This is a genomic window from Clostridium sp. UBA1652 (assembly GCF_002320975.1).
In the GTDB taxonomy this organism is placed as follows: domain Bacteria; phylum Bacillota; class Clostridia; order Clostridiales; family Clostridiaceae; genus Clostridium_T; species Clostridium_T intestinale.
Genome location: NZ_DCLI01000022.1, coordinates 351 through 19,310, shown reverse-complemented (window position 1 = coordinate 19,310; position 18,960 = coordinate 351). Strand labels below are relative to the sequence as shown.

The window sequence follows — 18,960 nt, the reverse complement described above, 5'->3', positions numbered from 1 at the left end:
AACCCTCTTTAGAAATAAAAATCTAAAGAGGGTTTAAATTATTTTTTGAAGTAATCTCCAAGTATTATTTTATTAGCAACATCTAAGGTTTCTTTTAAATGCTTTTCTTCTTCTTCGTTCTTTGGATTACCAATTATTTCTCCTGAATTAAGCACAGTAGTATCTCTATTGGTGTTAACTAAAACTCTTCCCATAGTCGTCTTTCCAAACTTTTCTCTATCTACTCCTAGTAAATAAGAGATTGTTGGTAGCATATCAACTTGCCCTCCATTAGCTTTAATTTCTTCTCCTTTAAGTGAAGGATTATAAATTATATATGGAATTTTCATATCAACCTTTTTCCACCAGTCACCTTCTAGTTTAATATCTTGTATTTTATCATTATAGAATTTGTGTATACCAGTGTGATCTCCATAAAGCATTATAACTGAGTTATTAAGCATCCCTTGTGCTTCTAACTGTTTTAAGAATTTTCCTACAACCTCATCTACATATCTTACACTTTGAAAATATCCTCCTAAAAGAGTTTCATCTAATTCTTTAGGAAGCTTTAGATATTTTTTATCTTCTGGTATCTCAAACGGCCCATGGCTTGTCAATGTAACCATATATCCGTAGAATGGGCTTTTCAAGTCCTTTAGCTTCTCTCCTACTTGTCTTAAATAAGATTCATCAGAAAGACCTAAACCTATTACCTCATCAACGTTAAAATAAGAAATATCGAAAATATTTTCAAATCCTAAACTGCCTTTATGAGCTTCTGCCCAGTTCCAATTTCCAGGAACTTCAGGATGAGTAGACATTGTTGTATACCCTTTATCCTTTAATATATTAGGTAAAGTTGTGTATCTTCTAGCTGTATAATCAAAAAATGTACTTCCATTTCTTACAGGAAAAACTGATGTATTAACCATTAAATCAGCATCTGAACTGGTTCCTGAGTTGTTTTGTTCATGGATATTTGAGAAATAAAGTGAATTTCCTAACATCTTATTTAAATTAGGAGTCAACTCCTGATCATAAATCTTTTGTCCTATAACAAAGTTTTCTAAAGATTCTACTTGTATAGCTATAAGATTTTTCCCTTCAAGCATTCCCTTATATTCATTATCTGCTATATTTTCATTATTAAAATTAAGCCAATCTTCTATTTTTGATTTATCTTCGCTAGTTAAATTAATATCTTTAACTTCTTTTAAATATTTATAAACATCATACCCATGATATCCTAATGGACTCATGTTAGACATGCTTTGAAATGGTGCCCAACAAGTTCTAAAAAGCATCTTGTCTCCATTTGTTTTATCATAAATATCTATTGTATAATGAGCATAAACTATATAACCACTACTCAGGATTAATAACAATACAAAAGCAACTACATTTCTTTTAAGTTCTTTATACTCTATTGAAGTTTTCAATAAAATTACCACAAAGATTATTATATCTACTAGAAACAATATGTCCACAGCTCTAAAATTCAATAAACTTTTTCCTAGTGGATTAAATGTTTCTGGATATAATAGGTGTCTTATAGATAAAAAAGTTCCATTAGCCCTATAATACCAAATATCAAACATAAAAAATAATGAAATAAGTACATCTATAATTAAATTGAAGCCAACTTTTGCTTTTCCTTTAAATAAATATGAAAAACTTATTATTACAATCGGTATAACTAAATGTGCTAATATATCAGGGGTTCCAAAATACATAGTCTTAAAATTTATAGAGGCAGATCCTACTGTCCTAAGCATAGAAAGATATATAGCACTTTTTAAAATAATAATAATATACGTAATTAAAGCAATAAAATCAACATATGTTCCAACTTTTCTTTGTTTCATCTAATTTTCCTCCATAAAAATACTCAACATCTATTATACAATAGTCTTTACAAAAAAATAGTGAAAATATTATTAATCTTATTTGTAATATTTTATAATTTTTGATATATTTATTATTAATGAATATATCTCATATTACTTAAGGGGGATTTTTATGATTTGTCCAAGATGTGGAAAAGAATATGATAATACTTTAGATTGTCCGTACTGTTCATCATTTAATAGTACAGAAGCCTATAATGAAAGTTATAATTATAATTCGTCTGAAATAACCGACAAGGATTTAGAATTATTTGTTGGATATAAGAAATCAGCTTATTATTTAACTAAATGGTATAATATGAAGATGGCTGCTTCTTCAGTTTCTTGGAACTGGCCGGCCTTTTTCTTTAGTTCAATATGGATGCTTTATAGAAAAATGTATGCTTATGGTTTCGCCTTACTTGCAGGTAACCTACTTCTAAATGTTATACTTAAAGATACACCTTTTGATAGTATCTTTGGCATTGCTATTTCTATAGCTTCCGGGGTTTTAGGAAATAAAATATATAATATTCATGTTACCAAGAAAATTACTGAAATCAAGTCGGTATCATCAGATTCAGAAATGGCTTCTAGAAGAATAGCTTATTCAGGTGGAGTTAATATTGCAATACCAATTATATTCGGAATACTAGCTGCATTTCTTATATTACTTATTATACTTGGAGTTATACTAGCTGCTTCTAGCCTTAATGGATTTTCTTATTAAATAAAAAAAGAGTTGTTGCACTAGGTAATTCGTGCACAACTCTTTTTTTATAAGAAACCATTCCTTTTATAGGACCTTTGATAAAAAGTCCTTTGTTCTATCATTTTGGGGATTAGAGAAAATTTCTTCTGGTGTACCTTGCTCCACCACATTTCCTCCATCCATAAATAAAATTCTATCTCCAACTTCTCTTGCAAATCCCATTTCATGAGTTACTACAACCATTGTCATACCTTCGCTTGCTAGAGATTTCATAACAGCCAAAACTTCTCCAACCATCTCTGGATCTAATGCAGATGTAGGTTCATCAAATAACATTACATCAGGTCCCATAGCTAAAGCTCTTGCTATAGCTATTCTTTGTTTCTGTCCACCTGAAAGTGATGCAGGATAAGCATTTGCTTTATCTTCAAGACCTACTCTTTTCAAAAGGTTCATTGCTATTTTAACAGCCTCATCTTTAGTTAAGCCTTTTACTTTAATCGGGGACAAAGTTATATTATCTAAAACAGTTTTATGTGGGAAAAGGTTAAAACTTTGAAAAACCATCCCCATCTTCTGTCTTATCTTATTAATATCTGTTTTTTTATCAGTTAAATTATTACCTTCAAAAATTATTTCACCATCTGTAGGTTCTTCAAGAAGGTTAAGACATCTTAAAAAGGTAGATTTCCCTGAACCAGAAGGACCTATAACTACTACAACTTCACCCTTCTTTATATGTTCATTTACTCCCTTTAAAACTTCATTTTGTCCAAAATATTTGTGTAAATTATTAACGTGAATCACTTGCCTTTAACCTCCTCTCTACAACACCCATAATTCTTGTTAAAATAAATGTTATAACAAAATATATAAGCGCTGCTACTATTAGTGGTTCAAAAGGTATAAAGGATGCTGCTCTTACAGTCCCTGTATTATACATAAGTTCCGCTACTCCAATTACAGAAACCATTGATGACTCCTTTATAATAGAAATAAATTCATTTCCTAATGCTGGTAGAATATTTTTAAAAGCCTGAGGAATAATTATTTCTCTCATAGCTAATCCTTCTTTCATGCCAAGACTTCTTGCAGCTTCCATCTGCCCTCTATCTATAGCTTGAATTCCGGCTCTAATTATTTCAGCAACATAAGCTCCCGAATTCAATGAAAGGGCTATTATACCAGTCATTATATCCGGTAAATCTACACCTATTACTAAAGGTAATCCTATATAAATGATCCAAATTTGAATTAATAGAGGTGTTCCTCTAACAAACTCAATATATGTTACTGCTATTGCTTTTAAAACCTTAAACTTAGATAGCTTCATAAGGCTTAAAACCAATCCCAGTATAGTTCCAATGATTACAGCAGATAATGCTAATATTAATGTAGTTTTAGTTCCAACTACAAAATAATTGCTATATTTTGATAAAAAATCAAAATTAAATTCCAAGACTCTACCCCCGTACGGCTAATATTATTCTCCCATTGCAGCATTTGCATCTTCAAAGAACTTTGTTAAGCTTCCATCTTTCTCTAATCTATCTAAGGTTTTATTTATAGCTGCTTGTAAATCAGATTCACCTTTAGTCATAGCTATTGCGTATCCACCAACTTCATCTGCAAGGGTTACCTTAGATAAAGCTAATCCTGGATTGTTTTTAACATAAGCTTCTGCAACTGGTTGTTCTAATAAAACTGCTTCAATTTTCCCATTCTTTAAGTTCATTACAACATCGCCTGTTTTTTCTAAAGCATTTACATCAGGGCTAGTTACCTTTTCATTAACTAATTCTTCTTGTACAGTTCCTTTTTGTACTCCTATTTTCTTTCCACTTAAATCTTCAATTTTAGCATATTTATCCTTATTTGCTTCTTGAACTACAAATACGTTGTCTGTTTTATAGTACATACTAGAAAAATCTACTGCACCTTTTCTTTCTTCTGTTGGAGTCATTCCAGATAAAATTACATCTAGCTTTTTACCTTGAAGAGCCCCTAATAATCCGTCAAATCCCATTTCTTTTATCTCTAACTCAACGCCTAAATCTTTAGCTATTTCTTTAGCTATCTCTACATCCATTCCAACTACATTTCCTTTTGTATCTTTTGATTCAAATGGTGGAAAGTCTGGTGAAGTTCCCATTACTAGCTTTTTATTAGCTTTTATTTGATCTAGTGCACTTTTACTTTGTTCTTCTTTCTTACCACAAGCCATTAACCCCATAGCCATAACGCCTACTAAACTAGCTGCTACAATCTTACTAACTATTCCTTTTTTCATTTATAAATTTCCCCCTTAATTAAAAGCAATCTTCTTTATTTTTTATAAGGATAATTATACAACCTAACTTTATAAATATGCAATAACTTTTTTATAATTTTTTCATAAAAATATTTAACATTTTTCTTAATTTCTAGCATAGACTTTTACTACTATTTTATCTGATTTATAGCTACTAATCTATGAAGTGCTCTCGTGCTCATAATATATTTAATTAAATCTTCTTTTTCTTCTGTACTTTCATCAACAATAATAACTCCATCAAACTCTAAGCCTTTAGCATAATATGATGGTATTACAACAATTCCACCTTTATATATTATGTCCTCTCTATTGAAAACAACTAAATTATTTTTCTCTTTAAGCTGATTTCCAAGCTCTTTTATACCTTCTGATGTTCTCTTTATAATAGCAATACTATCTATTCCGCTATTTTTCATATCTTCTATTGAGTTATTTATTATTTCAACTATCTCTTCTTTTTTAACATTATACTCTTGAACCTCATCACCTTTTCTTACTAACGGAACTATCTTATCTTCTTTTAAATACCTATTAGCGTATTCCATGATATCTTGAGTAGATCTATAACTTTTATTTAACTTAAATTCTTTTACATCACCAAATACAGTATTTAAATTTAGCATAGCTGGAGTTTCTTCAACTTTTATTAATCTTTGATTTGAATCTCCTAATATAGTAAAGTTATTACACCCAATATATTCTTTTATCGCTTTGAATTGTAATAAAGAGTAGTCTTGAGCTTCGTCGATTACTATATGTTTAATATCCCCTTTATATTTAATTCCCCATAGTTTCACCATTAAATATAAAATTGGAGCTATATCTAAATGAGTTAAATCCTTATTCCCATTTATTTTATTATAAAACTCTACAGGATCTTCAGGATTTATCAATTCCTCTAAATTTTTTCTTGTATTCATAAGTTCTCTAACAATTTCTCTTATTCCATTTTTTCTTCTAAATTCTATATTTACTTCTTCCAAAAACAACTCATCTTTAGATAAATTATTTTTATATTCTTCTATTTCCTTATTTAACTGCCATACTTTTTCATCTCTTTTATTTTTGACCTTAGACATTATTACTCTTTTAACTTTTTCGCTTCTTTTAAATAAAGGCATATATTTAAAATCTTCAGAAATTAACTTGTGTATATCTTCTTTTTTATATACTATTTCATTAAAATAATAAACATCTTGATATTTAAAGTATTCCTTTTCTGATTTTTCTATTATGTCGTCTATAAAGTGCATAAACTTCTCAGATGACTTATATTTTATCTCTTCCAAGAAATATTTATCTTCATTTAATACTTTTTCAATAAAATCTTGGAATTCCATCACTTTAATATCACCCAGTTCATTAAGTGCAAAATTTAAGAAGGTATCTTGTATAACACCAACCTCACCTAAGCTAGGTAATACTTGAGAAATATACTCCATAAATATAAAATTAGGACCTAATATTAAAACTTTTCCCTCTAATTGTTTTCTAAAATTATATAATAAGTACGCAACTCTATGCAGTGCGATAGTTGTCTTTCCACTTCCAGCTACCCCATCTACAAGAATGTTACTACTTCTATCCATTCTTATAATTTCATCCTGTTCTTGTTGGATTGTCATTATTATATCTTGAAGCTTACTATCCGAATTAGAGCTTAAAACCATTTGTAATATATCATCTTTAACATCTACAGCTGAATCAAATATTCCTTTCAATTCACCTCTTTTTACTATTATCTGTCTTCTACCTAATATATCAGTATCTATTTCTCCCATTGGAGCTTTATATGCAGCTTTCCCTAGTGTTCCATTATAAAATAGAGATGCTATGGGTGCTCTCCAATCTATAACCACTGCCTCAAGTTCAACTTCACTAGTAACTCCAAATCTACCTATATACATTGTCTCTGGGTATTGCTCATCTTCTTCTATAAAAGTGATTCTTCCAAAGTATGGGGATTCTTGCAAAATAGTAAGTTCTCTTAACTTCCTATCTATACTTTTATAAGCTTCTTCTTTTGCATATCTTTCATGATCAAAAAATTCTATAACAGCATCTTCATCATCTCTATATTCTTCTACAAACTTTTTTCTATACTCTAATATATAATCTGTAATTGCTTTTCTCTTTGCAATTCCTAATAGAATTTCTTTTTTTATAATTTCTAATGTTTCATATAGTTTTCTTTTTTCAACTAAAAATTCTACTTGTTTTTCTTTATCAATGTTTAATAGTTTATCTTCCATAATAACATCCTTTCCTAATAGCGACATAAAAGAGTTTCCTACGGAAACTCTTTTATTATCTTAATTATCATCACTAGACTTTATCTCATCACTTTCAACATCATTTTTGATTTCAATAAATTCTATCTTCTCTTCTTTATCCTCTTCTGTTTTAACTGAATTATCTATACTGTTTATAGATTTTGCATATACAGCTTTTTTAGCCTTTTCTCTATCTTGTCTCTCTTTATCTTTTTCTTCTTTTATGGCTCTTAGTTCTGGATATTTTTCAAATATAAACTCCATAAACTCATCACCCATTAAAGTTTCTTTTTCTAAAAGAGCATTTGATATATCAGCAAGTAATTCTTTATTGTTTTCAAGAAGCTCTATGGCTTTTTTATGGCAAGCTTTTATTATTTTTAAAGTTTCTTCATCAACTCTAGTTAAGGTTTGTTCAGAACAGTTAGCTACACTTCTTCCATCTAGATATCTGTTCCTAACATTTTCTAAAGCCATCATATCAAAAGTTTCAGTCATTCCATATATTGATACCATACTTCTTGCAGATTGAGTCGCCCTCTCTATATCATTTGAAGCTCCAGTAGATATTATATTAAACTCTACTTCTTCAGCAGCTCTACCACCAAGCATAACTGTAATTTGATCTAACATCTCATCTTTAGATACAAGATATTTTTCCTCTTCTGGAAGTTGCATGGTGTATCCTAATGCACCCATAGTTCTTGGCACTATAGTTATCTTATGAACTGGATCGGTGTTTTTTAATAAGGCTGCAACTAAAGCATGCCCAACTTCATGGAAAGCAACAATCTTTTTCTCCATAGGAGAAAGAATTCTGTCTTTCTTTTCCTTACCAGCTATAATAACTTCAACAGCTTCTTCTAAGTCTTCTTGACTAACAACTGCTCTCTTGTGTTTTACTGCTCTTAAAGCTGCTTCATTAACGATATTTGCAAGGTCTGCACCTACTGCTCCTGGAGTTGATTTTGCAATAGCTTCTATATTAACATCGCTAGATAGTTTTACATCTTTTGAATGTACCCTAAGGATTGATTCCCTACCTATTAAGTCTGGTCTATCAACTATTACTCTTCTATCAAATCTTCCTGGTCTTAATAAAGCCTTATCTAAAATCTCTGGTCTATTAGTTGCAGCAAGTATAACTACACCTTTTGAGGAATCAAAACCATCCATTTCAGCAAGAAGCTGATTTAATGTCTGCTCTCTTTCATCATTTCCACTTATATTTCCTTCTCTACTTTTACCAATAGCATCAATTTCATCTATAAATATTATACAAGGTGCTTTTTCTTCTGCTTGCCTAAACAAATCTCTTACTCTAGAAGCTCCCATTCCTACAAACATTTCAACAAAATCTGAACCTGATAAAGAAAAGAATGGTACTTTTGCTTCACCTGCTACAGCTTTAGCTAATAAAGTTTTACCTGTTCCTGGAGGTCCAACTAGTAATGCTCCTTTAGGTAATCTAGCACCTATTTGTGTATATCTTTCTGGCTTATGTAAAAAATCTACTATTTCTTTTAAAGATTCCTTAGCTTCTTCCTGTCCAGCTACATTTTCAAAGGTTATTCCAGTTTCATCCTCGGCATACAGTTTAGCTGTGTTTTTTCCAAAGGACATAACTCCTCCACCCATCTTTTTATCCATTTTGCCAAACATAAGTCTAGATAAAAAGAATAATAAAATAAATGGTCCAACCCAATATAATAGTAAGTCTAATATAGGAAATGCCTCCGGTTGCTTACCTTCATAATCTACTCCAGCTGAATCCAATTCTTCTATGAGTTTATCATCATTAAGTGGTATAACATAAACACTCTTTCCGTAGTATTCACTATCTTTAGTAGGCGTAATCGTAATTATGTTATCTGCAATCACTATTTTTTCTATTTGCTTTTCACTAATCATTTCTTTAAATTCATTATACTTAAGTTTTTTTGTCATTAACGCACTTTTAGAGTAATTTATAGCTACAACAAAAACTAAAGCTATAACCCCATAGATAACGTATTTTAACATCTTATTATTTTTAAACATAAAACATTTCACCTCTTTTTCATTCGTCTACTTTAACATTCCTACTCTATTAAATGGAAATACTCTTACTTGCGCTTTTCCTTTAATTTCATGTCCATCAATATATGGATTTGCCCAATATCTAGCGTCAGCAGAATTTGCTCTATTATCTCCTAAAAAGAAATATTTTCCTTCTGGAACAGTAAAATTACCATTATATATTGATGGATTTTTTACATACTCTTCATTAATTTCAGTTCCTTCTACAAATACTTTTCCTTCTTTTATTTCTACCGATTCTCCAGGTAAAGCTATTAATCTCTTAATTAAAGTATCCCCAAGTTCATTAGAATAAAAAACTATTATATCTCCTCTTTGTAACTTTTCTAAATTATATACTTTTGTTACAAATAACTGATCCCCTTTTTCCAATGTTGGTTTCATTGATTCACTTGGTATATATACTTTAAATAAAAGAAATTTATTTATTATTAATGTAGCAATTAAAGCTAGTACTACAGGTAATATCCAGTCAAATAAAAATCCTTTCATCCCCGATACCTTTTTTGTTTCTTCTTCTTTAATATTTTCTTCAATATCTTTGACTTCACTAACATTGTCTTCGTTAATATTCTCTTGCATTTACTCCTCCCACATACCTTCCATTAGTTTTTTAATCTCATCTTTTCTCTTAATTGTAGCCTCTTCATCTACATAATATCCATCTTCTCTTTTTAATATAACCTTACCTTCTTTAACAATACCAAAAATATTTGTCAATTCTATATCAACCATCTCTTTTTTTTCAGTTTCGCATACAGCATATCTACCTTCAATCCTATCAACTATATAGATTGATGACATTTTTCCTCCTCCTTAAAAGGTTCTCTTTAATTATATCATATTTAAAATAGTTTTAATGTATGAGTTTTATTTTACCTCTTATAAACAGAAAAAGCTATATAGTTTTATAAATTTTTTGAAAATTAAAAGACGACTAAGTCGTCTTTTATTAATTATATTTCATTTCTAATTAAATCTTCATAGGTTTCTCTTTTACAAATCAATTTTTCATTATTATTTTGAACCATAACTACTGCAGCTCTTGGAGTCTTATTATAGTTATTTGACATTGAATATCCATATGCTCCAGTTGACAATATTGCTAATATATCTCCACTATTAACTTTCTGCATTTCAATAGAATTTAAAAGTATATCTCCTGATTCACAGCATTTACCCGCAATAGCTACTCTTTCTCTATAATCACTTATTACATTGTTAGCTACTAAACATTCATACTCAGCTCTATATAATGATGGTCTTATATTATCTGTCATCCCACCATCAACAGATACATACTTTCTAATTCCAGGAATCTCTTTTATTGAACCAACAGTATAAATAGTAGTTCCCGCATTACCTACTATGGATCTTCCTGGTTCTATAGTAATTATAGGTCTATCTATATTTAAGTCTTCACATACCTTATCTACTTTATCTAATATGGCTTTGCAATAATCACCAGTTTCTTTAGGACTATCTCCATCAGTATAAAATATACCAAAACCTCCACCTAAATCTAACTCTGGCACAACATATCCTGTTTCTTGTTTGATTTTATATATTAGATTTAGCATTATTTCAGCTGCATCCTCATAAGGTTCAATATCAAAAATTTGTGATCCAATATGGCAATGTACTCCACAAAGTTCAACATTTTGTAGATCTATAGCTTTTCTTACTGCATCCATAATTATATTTCCAACTGGTGCAAAACCAAATTTTGAATCGATTTGACCTGTTTTTATATATTCATGAGTATGGGCTTCTATACCTGGAGTTATTCTTAAATATATTTTTTGCACCTTATTATTTTCTTTAGCTATTCTATCTACTTGTTCCATTTCATAAAGATTGTCTACAACAAATCTTCCAACCCCATAACTTACACCTAAATTAATTTCATCTATAGTTTTATTATTTCCATGAAAATATATTTTTTCTAAAGGAAACCCTGCTCTCTTTGCAGTAAAAAGTTCTCCACCCGATACAACATCAAGATATAAGTTTTCCTCCATAACTAATCTACACATATCTAAAGTTAAAAATGCTTTTCCTGCATAAGCTACTCTATTACCTCTAGCTTCGCATAGAAACTCATTATAATAATCTCTACAATTTGAGCGTATAAGCTCCTCATCCATTATATATAAAGGAGTTCCATATTTTGCTGCTAATGCGCTTGTATTTATTCCTCCGATTGTCAAATGATTGTTTTCTACTTTCATGCTACCAAATAATTTCATTTTTAATTCCCCCTTATTTATTTACCCCAAAAACAAAAGTCACAGAAAAATCTGTGACGGATAGAGTCTCAATATAGGTTCTTGTAAAAGGCAACTATGAATGAATCACCATTGATAATATTACAATCAGCCTACCTTGTAGCTCTCCACATAACGTGACAGTCAGGCACATATTATGTACATGACCAGAGATAAATCCTGCCGGTATTAACTCTTCGGCTGTTGTTCCTTTCTCTAGACATCTTAGCTTGCCGGCTCAATCTAAATACTATTAACTAACAGCACCTCTACCCTAGGTATATATATTCTATATATACTATTCAACTTATTGATACAATGATATCATATTAAATATATTTGTCAACACTTTTTTATGAATTTCTGTACTTATCCATTAAGTCACTCATAATATCTCCACCTAATGGAGGTGTATAAGTTATAGCATTGGCACCAGCTAGTATTGTTTCTCTGATACTTTCTTCTGTAGGTCCTCCTGTTGCTATAACTGGAAATTCAGGATATTGGTCTTTTATTCTCTTTACTATAGCTGCAGTATCTTTACCACCTGATACATTTAGTATAGTGGCTCCTGATTCTATTCTTTCTTCTATGTTTTCATTTTCAGACACCATAGTAACTATAACAGGTATATCAATAGTGTTTCTAATTTTTTTAATTATTTCATTTGATGTTGGAGCGTTGACAACAACCCCCATAGCACCTTTAAACTCTGCATCAAGAGCTAAGTTTACTACTCTTTTCCCTTGAGTTATTCCCCCACCTACACCACAAAAAACAGGCACATCTGCCGCCATAACTAATGCTTGAGTTATTAATGGTTGAGGCGTGAAGGGATATACAGCTATAATCGCATCAGCATTGGTGTTTCTTATTATAGCAACATCAGTTGTAAATAGTAACGACTTAATTCTTTTACCAAATATTTTTATTCCACTACAATTTCTTATAATAGTAGGTACTTCAATTACATGGTTTCTTAGTATGCCTTTTATTTCTGGTACAAATTTAGATTCTTTTATCGACATATGTTTTCCCTCCACAAAGTATTATAAATATATTATAATACTTATAAATATACTAATAAATGGTTTCAACTTCAATTTTATAAATTTTATTTTAAGGGGGTATATATGACCGCAACAAAAAAACTAATAAAAAATTATTCTTATTATTTTCTTCTTTATGGATTGATGATCATAATCCCACTGATTTCTACAGAACTTAATATACTTTATTTAGGATTAAAAAGTATTCTAACTACTCCAGATATCCTTCTAACCGACTATTTCGCCATAGGTGGAATTGGAGCCACCTTCATAAATGTTGGGTTGACTGGTTTATCAATGATAGCTCTTTTAATACACATTGGAGTAAAGCCAAATGGTTCTACTATAATGTCTTTATGGCTAACTACTGGATTTTCTTTTTTTGGAAAAAACATAATAAACATATGGCCAATTATTATAGGGGTTTGGCTATTCTCTAAATACAAAAAAGAACCTTTTCTTAATTATATATTAATAGCTTTACTTGGTACAACATTATCGCCTACTGTAACTCAGCTGAGTTTCACTAGTCAATTTTCTTTTGTTGAAGGTTATGTACTTGGATTTTTATTAGGAATATGTATTGGATTTATTTTACCTCCTATTTCATCCTATTGTTTAAGACTTCACCAAGGATTTAATCTATATAATTTAGGGTTCTCTGGAGGCCTTTTGGCAATGTTTATAATGTCAATTTATAGGTCTTTGGGAATAGACTTTGAAAGCAACCTGATTTTATTTCATGATAGCCACAAATTTTTATCTATAATTGTGGTAATTATATGCATATCATTACTACTAATATCATTAACAGGTAATAATAAATATAATATAGTAAACTCCCTAAGGTTAATAAATAAATCTTCTGGAAGACTTGTAAGTGATTATTATTTAATGTATGGAAATCGTGTATATGCAAATATGGGTCTCATGGGGTTGATATCTTTAATTATAGTATTTATACTAGGAGGAGAGTTAAATGGCCCTTTGATGGGTGCAATTTTTACAATAATAGGATTTTCAGCTTTTGGTAAACATCCCAAAAACACATTACCCGTTATTTTAGGTGCAACCCTATCAGCTTCTATTAATATACTTGATGTGAACTCACCTCAAATGTTGATTTCTATACTATTTTCTACTTGTTTAGCTCCAATAGCCGGTAACTTTGGTTTCATATATGGAGTAATAGCTGGATTTTTACACGTATTTTTAGTTACTAATATAGGATATGTCCACGGAGGACTGAATTTATATAATAATGGTCTATCAGGAGGTTTTGTTTGTGTAATTATGCTTCCTCTTATACATGCATTTAAAAAGGAGAATGTAAATGAAAAACACAATTGATAAAAGTATAAAAATGTTAAGTGAGCTAACTGCTTATTTTTATAAATTAGGAGCCACTTCTTTAGATATTGAAACCTGCAATGAAAACAGCATAAAAATAAAAATTAGCGGCAAAACAGATAACTTTACCTCTTCTGATTTAGAAGATATAAATAGAGTTTTAAGTGTTCCTAGATTACATGAAATTGAAGAATATTATTGGGAATTAAATGGTGATTTTCACTCTTCCTCAGAACTTTCGTTATTAGGAATGATGATAGATCATTTTGAAATAAATTATAAAAACAACCTTTTAACTATATCTGTAGAAAGATATAATTAGAAATAAGCAGATAAATATGGTTTTATCTGCTTATTTCACAAGTAAAAGCTTTAGTTCCCTTATATCCTATCTCTTTAAGAACCTTTTTAACAACTTTTTTACCTACTTCATCTTCGCTCATTTCACATAAAGCATCCTCTATTTTGCTCCAATCAATCCATTCAACTTCTGATGATTTATTAATTTCTCCACTTTTATATTTCGCCATATAAGTTAACATTAATAAATCCTTATCCTTAACAAAATCACTACCTAAATACTTTATATCTTCAATTTCTATACCAGTTTCCTCTTTAACTTCCCTATATACAGTATCTTCAACAGTTTCATTAGTTCCAACATAACCAGAAACTAGTACCTTTGAATTTTTAAAAATGTAGCTTTGCTTTAATAATAGTATTTCATCGTCCTTAACCACAGCTATTACTGCACATGGTTTAGGAGTATCAAAAAACATCATATCATCACTACTACAATAAGGAACCCCACCTTCATCCCAGCTATCTCTTATCTCTAACTTTTTTCCACACAATGGACAAAATTTAAACTTCATTTTTTGTTCCTCCCCATCAAACTAGAACTTCCTCACTGGAGTAAGTTCGAAGAACTAAATCAAAGATTTAGATTCTCACTTTCACTTCCTTAAAAATGCTTATAGAGTCTTCGGTAACCCTACAGTTATATGCAAATATATCTACGCCATTTTCTTTTGCAAATTTAACCGCTTTCCCAAAGTTCTCATCCATTTCATAATTAGGTCTAAAATTATTTACTTCTTCCATTTGAATTAAGAAAAGTATTCCAGCACCTTTTCCTTGTTTTTTAGCTTCCACTAATTCTAATACATGTTTTGTTCCTCTTTCAGTTGGAGCGTCTGGAAACCTTGCTTCACCACTAAATTCTAAAGTAACTCCTTTAACTTCTAAGTAGTACTCTTCTCCAAAATCATTACTTAACTTAAAATCAAATCTACTTTTCCCAAATGTTTTTTCTCTCTCAATTAAATTATACACTTTTAGTGAAGGTATGACACCATTTTCTAACGCCTCTCGTACTACTTTATTTGGTACCTGTGAATCTATGCTGATTAATTTATCTTCTTTATAAACAGCCATTAAGTCATACCTTGTTTTTCTACTAGGATTTAACTCTTCTCGAAGTATAACCGCAGCTCCTTCTTTAAGAATTTCTCTACATCTTCCTGTATTAGGAACATGTACAACCTCCTCTTTACCATCAACTAATACACGTGCATTAAATCTATTTGGCCTTTTTATAAACTTTGCCCTTTTAATATTATTTTTAAATATCATTTATTTACCGCCTTTTATTATTATCAACATAATCCACAATACTTTTCCACAGCTCTGTGGATAGTTTTTTCTTCTATTACTTAAAAATAGCATCTACTTATCTTAGATAAATAGATGGCTATTATGACATTTTATTTATTATACTTTTTCAAAACATCCTCAATTTCCTCTATAGGAATAGGTTTAGAAATATAATAACCTTGAATTAAATCACAGTTATTATTAATCAAATATCTATACTGCTCCTCAGATTCTACCCCTTCAGCTACAACTTCTAAATTCATTTGATGCGCTAGCTTTATTATTGTACCTACTATAGCATTATCATCTTTTTCATTACATAGTTCATCTACAAAAAGTTTATCAATTTTTAAGGTATCAAATGGGATATCTTTTAGATAAGTAAGGGATGAATATCCTTTTCCAAAATCATCTAAAGATATTTTTACACCGATCTTCTTTAATTCATTAATTTTAGATATATTTGTTTCTATGGATTCCATTAAAATTGACTCTGTTATCTCTATATTAATATATCTAGGGTCAACTCCACTTCTTTTTATGATATCATTAACCATATCAATAAAATCTTTTTGAACCAATTGTATTACAGATACATTTACTGCTACACTTATATTTTTTTCGCCTTTATTATGCAAGCTTTTAATAAAATAGCATGCATTCTCTAACACCCATCTTCCTATAGGTATTATCAATCCAGTTTTTTCAGCTATACCTATAAATTTAAATGGTGATACAAGTCCTAAGTTTGGATTATTCCATCTAATAAGTGCTTCAAATCCATCTATCCTAGAGTCATATGGATTATATTTAGGCTGATAATGTAATATAAACTCATTGTTCTCAAGAGCTGTTCTTAGATTATCTTCCATAATAACCATTTCCACTATATCATCATTCATCCATTGTTCAAAAAATACATAATTTCTTTTCCCCGACTCTTTAGCCTTGTACATTGCAGTATCAGCATTCTTAAATAATTCTTCAAAGCTATCGCCATCCTTAGAATATAATGCAGCTCCAAAGCTTGCAGAAGTAATAATATTTATACCATTTATAACTATACTATTTCTTAGCTCCTCTAACATATTATTAAGATATGACTCAACACTCTGCTTTTCATAAACGTTAGTAATTAAAATTAAAAATTCATCTCCCCCTAGTCTAGCAACAATATCTGATTCTTTGGTACATTTTTTAATTCTATTAGCTATTTCTATTAATAGCTTATCCCCTATAGTATGTCCAAAAGAATCATTAATATTTTTAAAATTATCTAAATCCATAAATATTAGTGCATTGCTATCTGATCTGGTTATAACTTCATTAAAATTATTTACGAACTGAGTTCTATTAGCTAATCCAGTAAGATTATCAAAAAAAGCCATTTGTTTTATTTTTTCTTCATGTATCTTTTTATCATGTATGTCAGAGTGAGAGCCAACTATTCTAAAAGGTTTTCCATTATTATCTCTCATAGATTTGCCTCTAGCATGAATCCATTTATATTCTCCGCTACTAGTAAGTATCCTATAACTACATGAAAAACTATCAGTACAACCACTTGCTATTTCTTCAATTGAATTTTTAGCTATATAATAATCCTCAGGGTGTACAAGCTCAAACCACTTATCCATATCTACAGTTTTTTCAATAGGTAATTCAAAGATCTTATGCCATCTTTCAGAAAAATATCTCTCACCTGTCTCTAGATTTATTTCCCATATACCATCATTAGTGGTCTCAAAAATAAGCCTGTACATTTCTTCATTTTTCTGAATAACTTCTTTATTTTCCTCAAGCTGCTCATATTGAGTTCTAAGTTCTTCATCTGATGCTGCCAGTTCTTCATATAATGCCGATAATTCATAGTTATTCTTCATTAATTTTTTCTCAGCTTTTTTACGACTTATAATATTTATAAGCATAATAAAAACCAGTGATAATAAAAGCAATATTATAGAAATAACTATCCATATTAACTTCTTATATGTTTTATACATACTAGGCTTTTCATTTATTATAATACTTCCAGCTGGCAAATCCTTTTCAGATATGTCATACATCTGCATTACATTATAATCATATATATTTTCAGTAGAATATTCCGAATTTAATGGAATATCATCTGCTTTTTCTCCACTTAATATTCTAGCTGCCATCTTCCCAGCATCCTTACCATGTCCTTCTGCTGTTAGGAGACTTCCTCCCAAAGTTCCATATCCTAAATTCATCTCATAAAGTTGAAATATAGGTCTATGAATTTTTGAACTTAAAAGCCTCGTCATATTTTCAACATCTAAAGTTTTTTCATTTATATCTCTTGTATACGATGAGAGCAGCACTATACTATCTTTATCTATTTCTGGTAAGGTATTATCTAAATCATCTATGGCTATATTGTTTAATTGCACTAAATTTATATTTCTGCCTATTTCATCTAATGCATTTTTTACTTCATTAAAAGACCCTATTCCAGTTTCTGTATTGTCATGTATTAAATAGATATTTTTTGCTTTTGGAATTATATTAAGTGCTGCTTCTATAGTTCCTTTTGCATCTATACTTTCAAATATCCCTGTGATGTTATCCTGACCCTTTATCATATGTCTAGCAACATCTTCATACACTCCTGAAAAAATAACTGGCACATCTTTAAACAGTTCATTTCTGTTATTAATTACAAATTCAAGTGCAGAATCATCCGTAGTTATTATTTCATCTATATCCATTTTCCCATACTTATATTTTATAAGCTCTTTAAATAATTCCACATTACGTTCCTCTGGATAGTTCTTCCAATCCATATATTCTATATGAATATTAACCTCCGGTACATAATCTTTTATTTGCTCTACTATCCCGTCTACTTCATTATTAGTCCATGAATAAGCTGAATCATATGAGTTTAGAATTAATACTCTTTTATCTTTAATTTCTTGTGAGTGTACAGTTTCAGGATATATTAATAAATTTAATAAGAATGTAATAACCATTATCTCTTTAATAAATGTTTTAATGTGCCTTTTATTTTTACATAAATATCTGTCCCTAAACACCCTATCACCCCACCAAAAATGTCTTTTTATTCTTTTTCTACAAATTTCTTTATTAACATTATAATATATTGGAAAACCATTGTCTATTAAGGATAGTTATTTAAGTCATTTAAATATTTAGTATATAAATTTTTAACACAAAAAACCACTCTTTAATGAGTGGTGTAAATTCTTATTAATAAAATTATTACATATATATAAACTCCTTATATCTGCAGCTATAGGGAGTTATATAGATTATGGTGACCCCTAGGGGAATCGAACCCCTGTTACCACCGTGAGAGGGTGGTGTCTTGACCGCTTGACCAAGGGGCCATAATATTTGGCGACTTC

At 29.9% G+C, this 18,960-nt stretch carries 16 protein-coding genes, 1 tRNA gene and 1 riboswitch; of the genes, 3 read left to right on the top strand and 14 right to left on the bottom strand.

Features of this window, described 5'->3' with window-relative positions; all coding sequences use genetic code 11:
- Positions 1 to 38 precede the first annotated feature (38 nt).
- Positions 39 to 1,847 carry an LTA synthase family protein gene (locus tag B3N22_RS03640; protein WP_286904938.1) on the bottom strand — a complete coding sequence of 603 codons (1,809 nt, stop codon included), beginning with the start codon at positions 1,845 to 1,847 and terminating at the stop codon, positions 39 to 41.
- 154 nt (positions 1,848 to 2,001) lie between these two features.
- Here B3N22_RS03640 and B3N22_RS03635 point away from each other — a divergent pair, with 154 nt between their 5' ends.
- Positions 2,002 to 2,598 (top strand): DUF2628 domain-containing protein, encoded by a 597-nt coding sequence (locus tag B3N22_RS03635; RefSeq protein WP_286904936.1) that lies wholly within the window; start codon positions 2,002 to 2,004, stop codon positions 2,596 to 2,598.
- A gap of 66 nt (positions 2,599 to 2,664) precedes the next feature.
- On the opposite strand, the gene B3N22_RS03630 is transcribed toward B3N22_RS03635, so the two are convergent.
- The 9 genes from B3N22_RS03630 to B3N22_RS03590 form a co-directional block, all read right to left on the bottom strand.
- On the bottom strand, positions 2,665 to 3,387 hold the full coding sequence (locus tag B3N22_RS03630) for an amino acid ABC transporter ATP-binding protein (RefSeq protein WP_021803176.1): 723 nt from the start codon (positions 3,385 to 3,387) through the stop codon (positions 2,665 to 2,667).
- On the bottom strand, positions 3,374 to 4,039 hold the full coding sequence (locus B3N22_RS03625; RefSeq protein ID WP_286904933.1) for an amino acid ABC transporter permease: 666 nt from the start codon (positions 4,037 to 4,039) through the stop codon (positions 3,374 to 3,376). The genes B3N22_RS03630 and B3N22_RS03625 overlap by 14 nt, the downstream gene beginning before the upstream one ends.
- Before the next feature lie 24 nt (positions 4,040 to 4,063).
- Positions 4,064 to 4,870 (bottom strand): transporter substrate-binding domain-containing protein, encoded by an 807-nt coding sequence (locus tag B3N22_RS03620; RefSeq protein WP_286904931.1) that lies wholly within the window; start codon positions 4,868 to 4,870, stop codon positions 4,064 to 4,066.
- A 152-nt stretch (positions 4,871 to 5,022) separates the two neighbouring features.
- Entirely contained in the window at positions 5,023 to 7,173 is a 2,151-nt protein-coding gene (locus B3N22_RS03615) for a HelD family protein (RefSeq protein WP_286904929.1), read from the bottom strand.
- A gap of 33 nt (positions 7,174 to 7,206) precedes the next feature.
- Positions 7,207 to 9,207, bottom strand: a complete 2,001-nt coding sequence (ftsH, locus tag B3N22_RS03610; RefSeq protein WP_073020589.1) for an ATP-dependent zinc metalloprotease FtsH — start codon at positions 9,205 to 9,207, stop codon at positions 7,207 to 7,209.
- 27 nt (positions 9,208 to 9,234) lie between these two features.
- A complete protein-coding gene (gene lepB, locus B3N22_RS03605; protein WP_286904926.1) occupies positions 9,235 to 9,828 on the bottom strand; it encodes a signal peptidase I in 594 nt (197 codons plus the stop codon).
- Positions 9,829 to 10,050 (bottom strand): DUF3006 domain-containing protein, encoded by a 222-nt coding sequence (locus B3N22_RS03600; RefSeq protein WP_073020587.1) that lies wholly within the window; start codon positions 10,048 to 10,050, stop codon positions 9,829 to 9,831.
- Between the two features lie 152 nt (positions 10,051 to 10,202).
- Positions 10,203 to 11,495, bottom strand: coding sequence for a diaminopimelate decarboxylase (lysA, locus tag B3N22_RS03595; RefSeq protein WP_286904923.1), 1,293 nt, complete (start codon positions 11,493 to 11,495; stop codon positions 10,203 to 10,205).
- A gap of 131 nt (positions 11,496 to 11,626) precedes the next feature.
- Positions 11,627 to 11,793: riboswitch (Lysine riboswitch) on the bottom strand.
- 73 nt (positions 11,794 to 11,866) lie between these two features.
- Positions 11,867 to 12,541, bottom strand: coding sequence for a beta/alpha barrel domain-containing protein (locus B3N22_RS03590; protein WP_073020582.1), 675 nt, complete (start codon positions 12,539 to 12,541; stop codon positions 11,867 to 11,869).
- Positions 12,542 to 12,646: 105 nt separating this feature from the next.
- Here B3N22_RS03590 and B3N22_RS03585 point away from each other — a divergent pair, with 105 nt between their 5' ends.
- Together B3N22_RS03585 and B3N22_RS03580 are read left to right on the top strand one after the other, a co-directional pair.
- Positions 12,647 to 13,912, top strand: a complete 1,266-nt coding sequence (locus B3N22_RS03585; protein ID WP_286904922.1) for a DUF1576 domain-containing protein — start codon at positions 12,647 to 12,649, stop codon at positions 13,910 to 13,912.
- Complete coding sequence (locus B3N22_RS03580) at positions 13,896 to 14,234, top strand: hypothetical protein (protein WP_073020578.1); 339 nt, start codon at positions 13,896 to 13,898, stop codon at positions 14,232 to 14,234. The genes B3N22_RS03585 and B3N22_RS03580 overlap by 17 nt, the downstream gene beginning before the upstream one ends.
- Positions 14,235 to 14,256: 22 nt before the next feature.
- Here the strand turns inward: B3N22_RS03580 and B3N22_RS03575 are convergent, their stop codons facing one another.
- From B3N22_RS03575 to B3N22_RS03560, 4 genes are all read right to left on the bottom strand, one after another.
- On the bottom strand, positions 14,257 to 14,787 hold the full coding sequence (locus B3N22_RS03575) for an NAD(+) diphosphatase (RefSeq protein WP_073020576.1): 531 nt from the start codon (positions 14,785 to 14,787) through the stop codon (positions 14,257 to 14,259).
- 67 nt (positions 14,788 to 14,854) lie between these two features.
- Entirely contained in the window at positions 14,855 to 15,547 is a 693-nt protein-coding gene (sfsA, locus tag B3N22_RS03570) for a DNA/RNA nuclease SfsA (protein ID WP_286904919.1), read from the bottom strand.
- A 131-nt stretch (positions 15,548 to 15,678) separates the two neighbouring features.
- Positions 15,679 to 18,627 carry an ABC transporter substrate binding protein gene (locus tag B3N22_RS03565; RefSeq protein ID WP_286904917.1) on the bottom strand — a complete coding sequence of 983 codons (2,949 nt, stop codon included), beginning with the start codon at positions 18,625 to 18,627 and terminating at the stop codon, positions 15,679 to 15,681.
- A 240-nt stretch (positions 18,628 to 18,867) separates the two neighbouring features.
- Positions 18,868 to 18,942, bottom strand: a tRNA-Glu gene (locus B3N22_RS03560).
- Positions 18,943 to 18,960 lie beyond the last annotated feature (18 nt).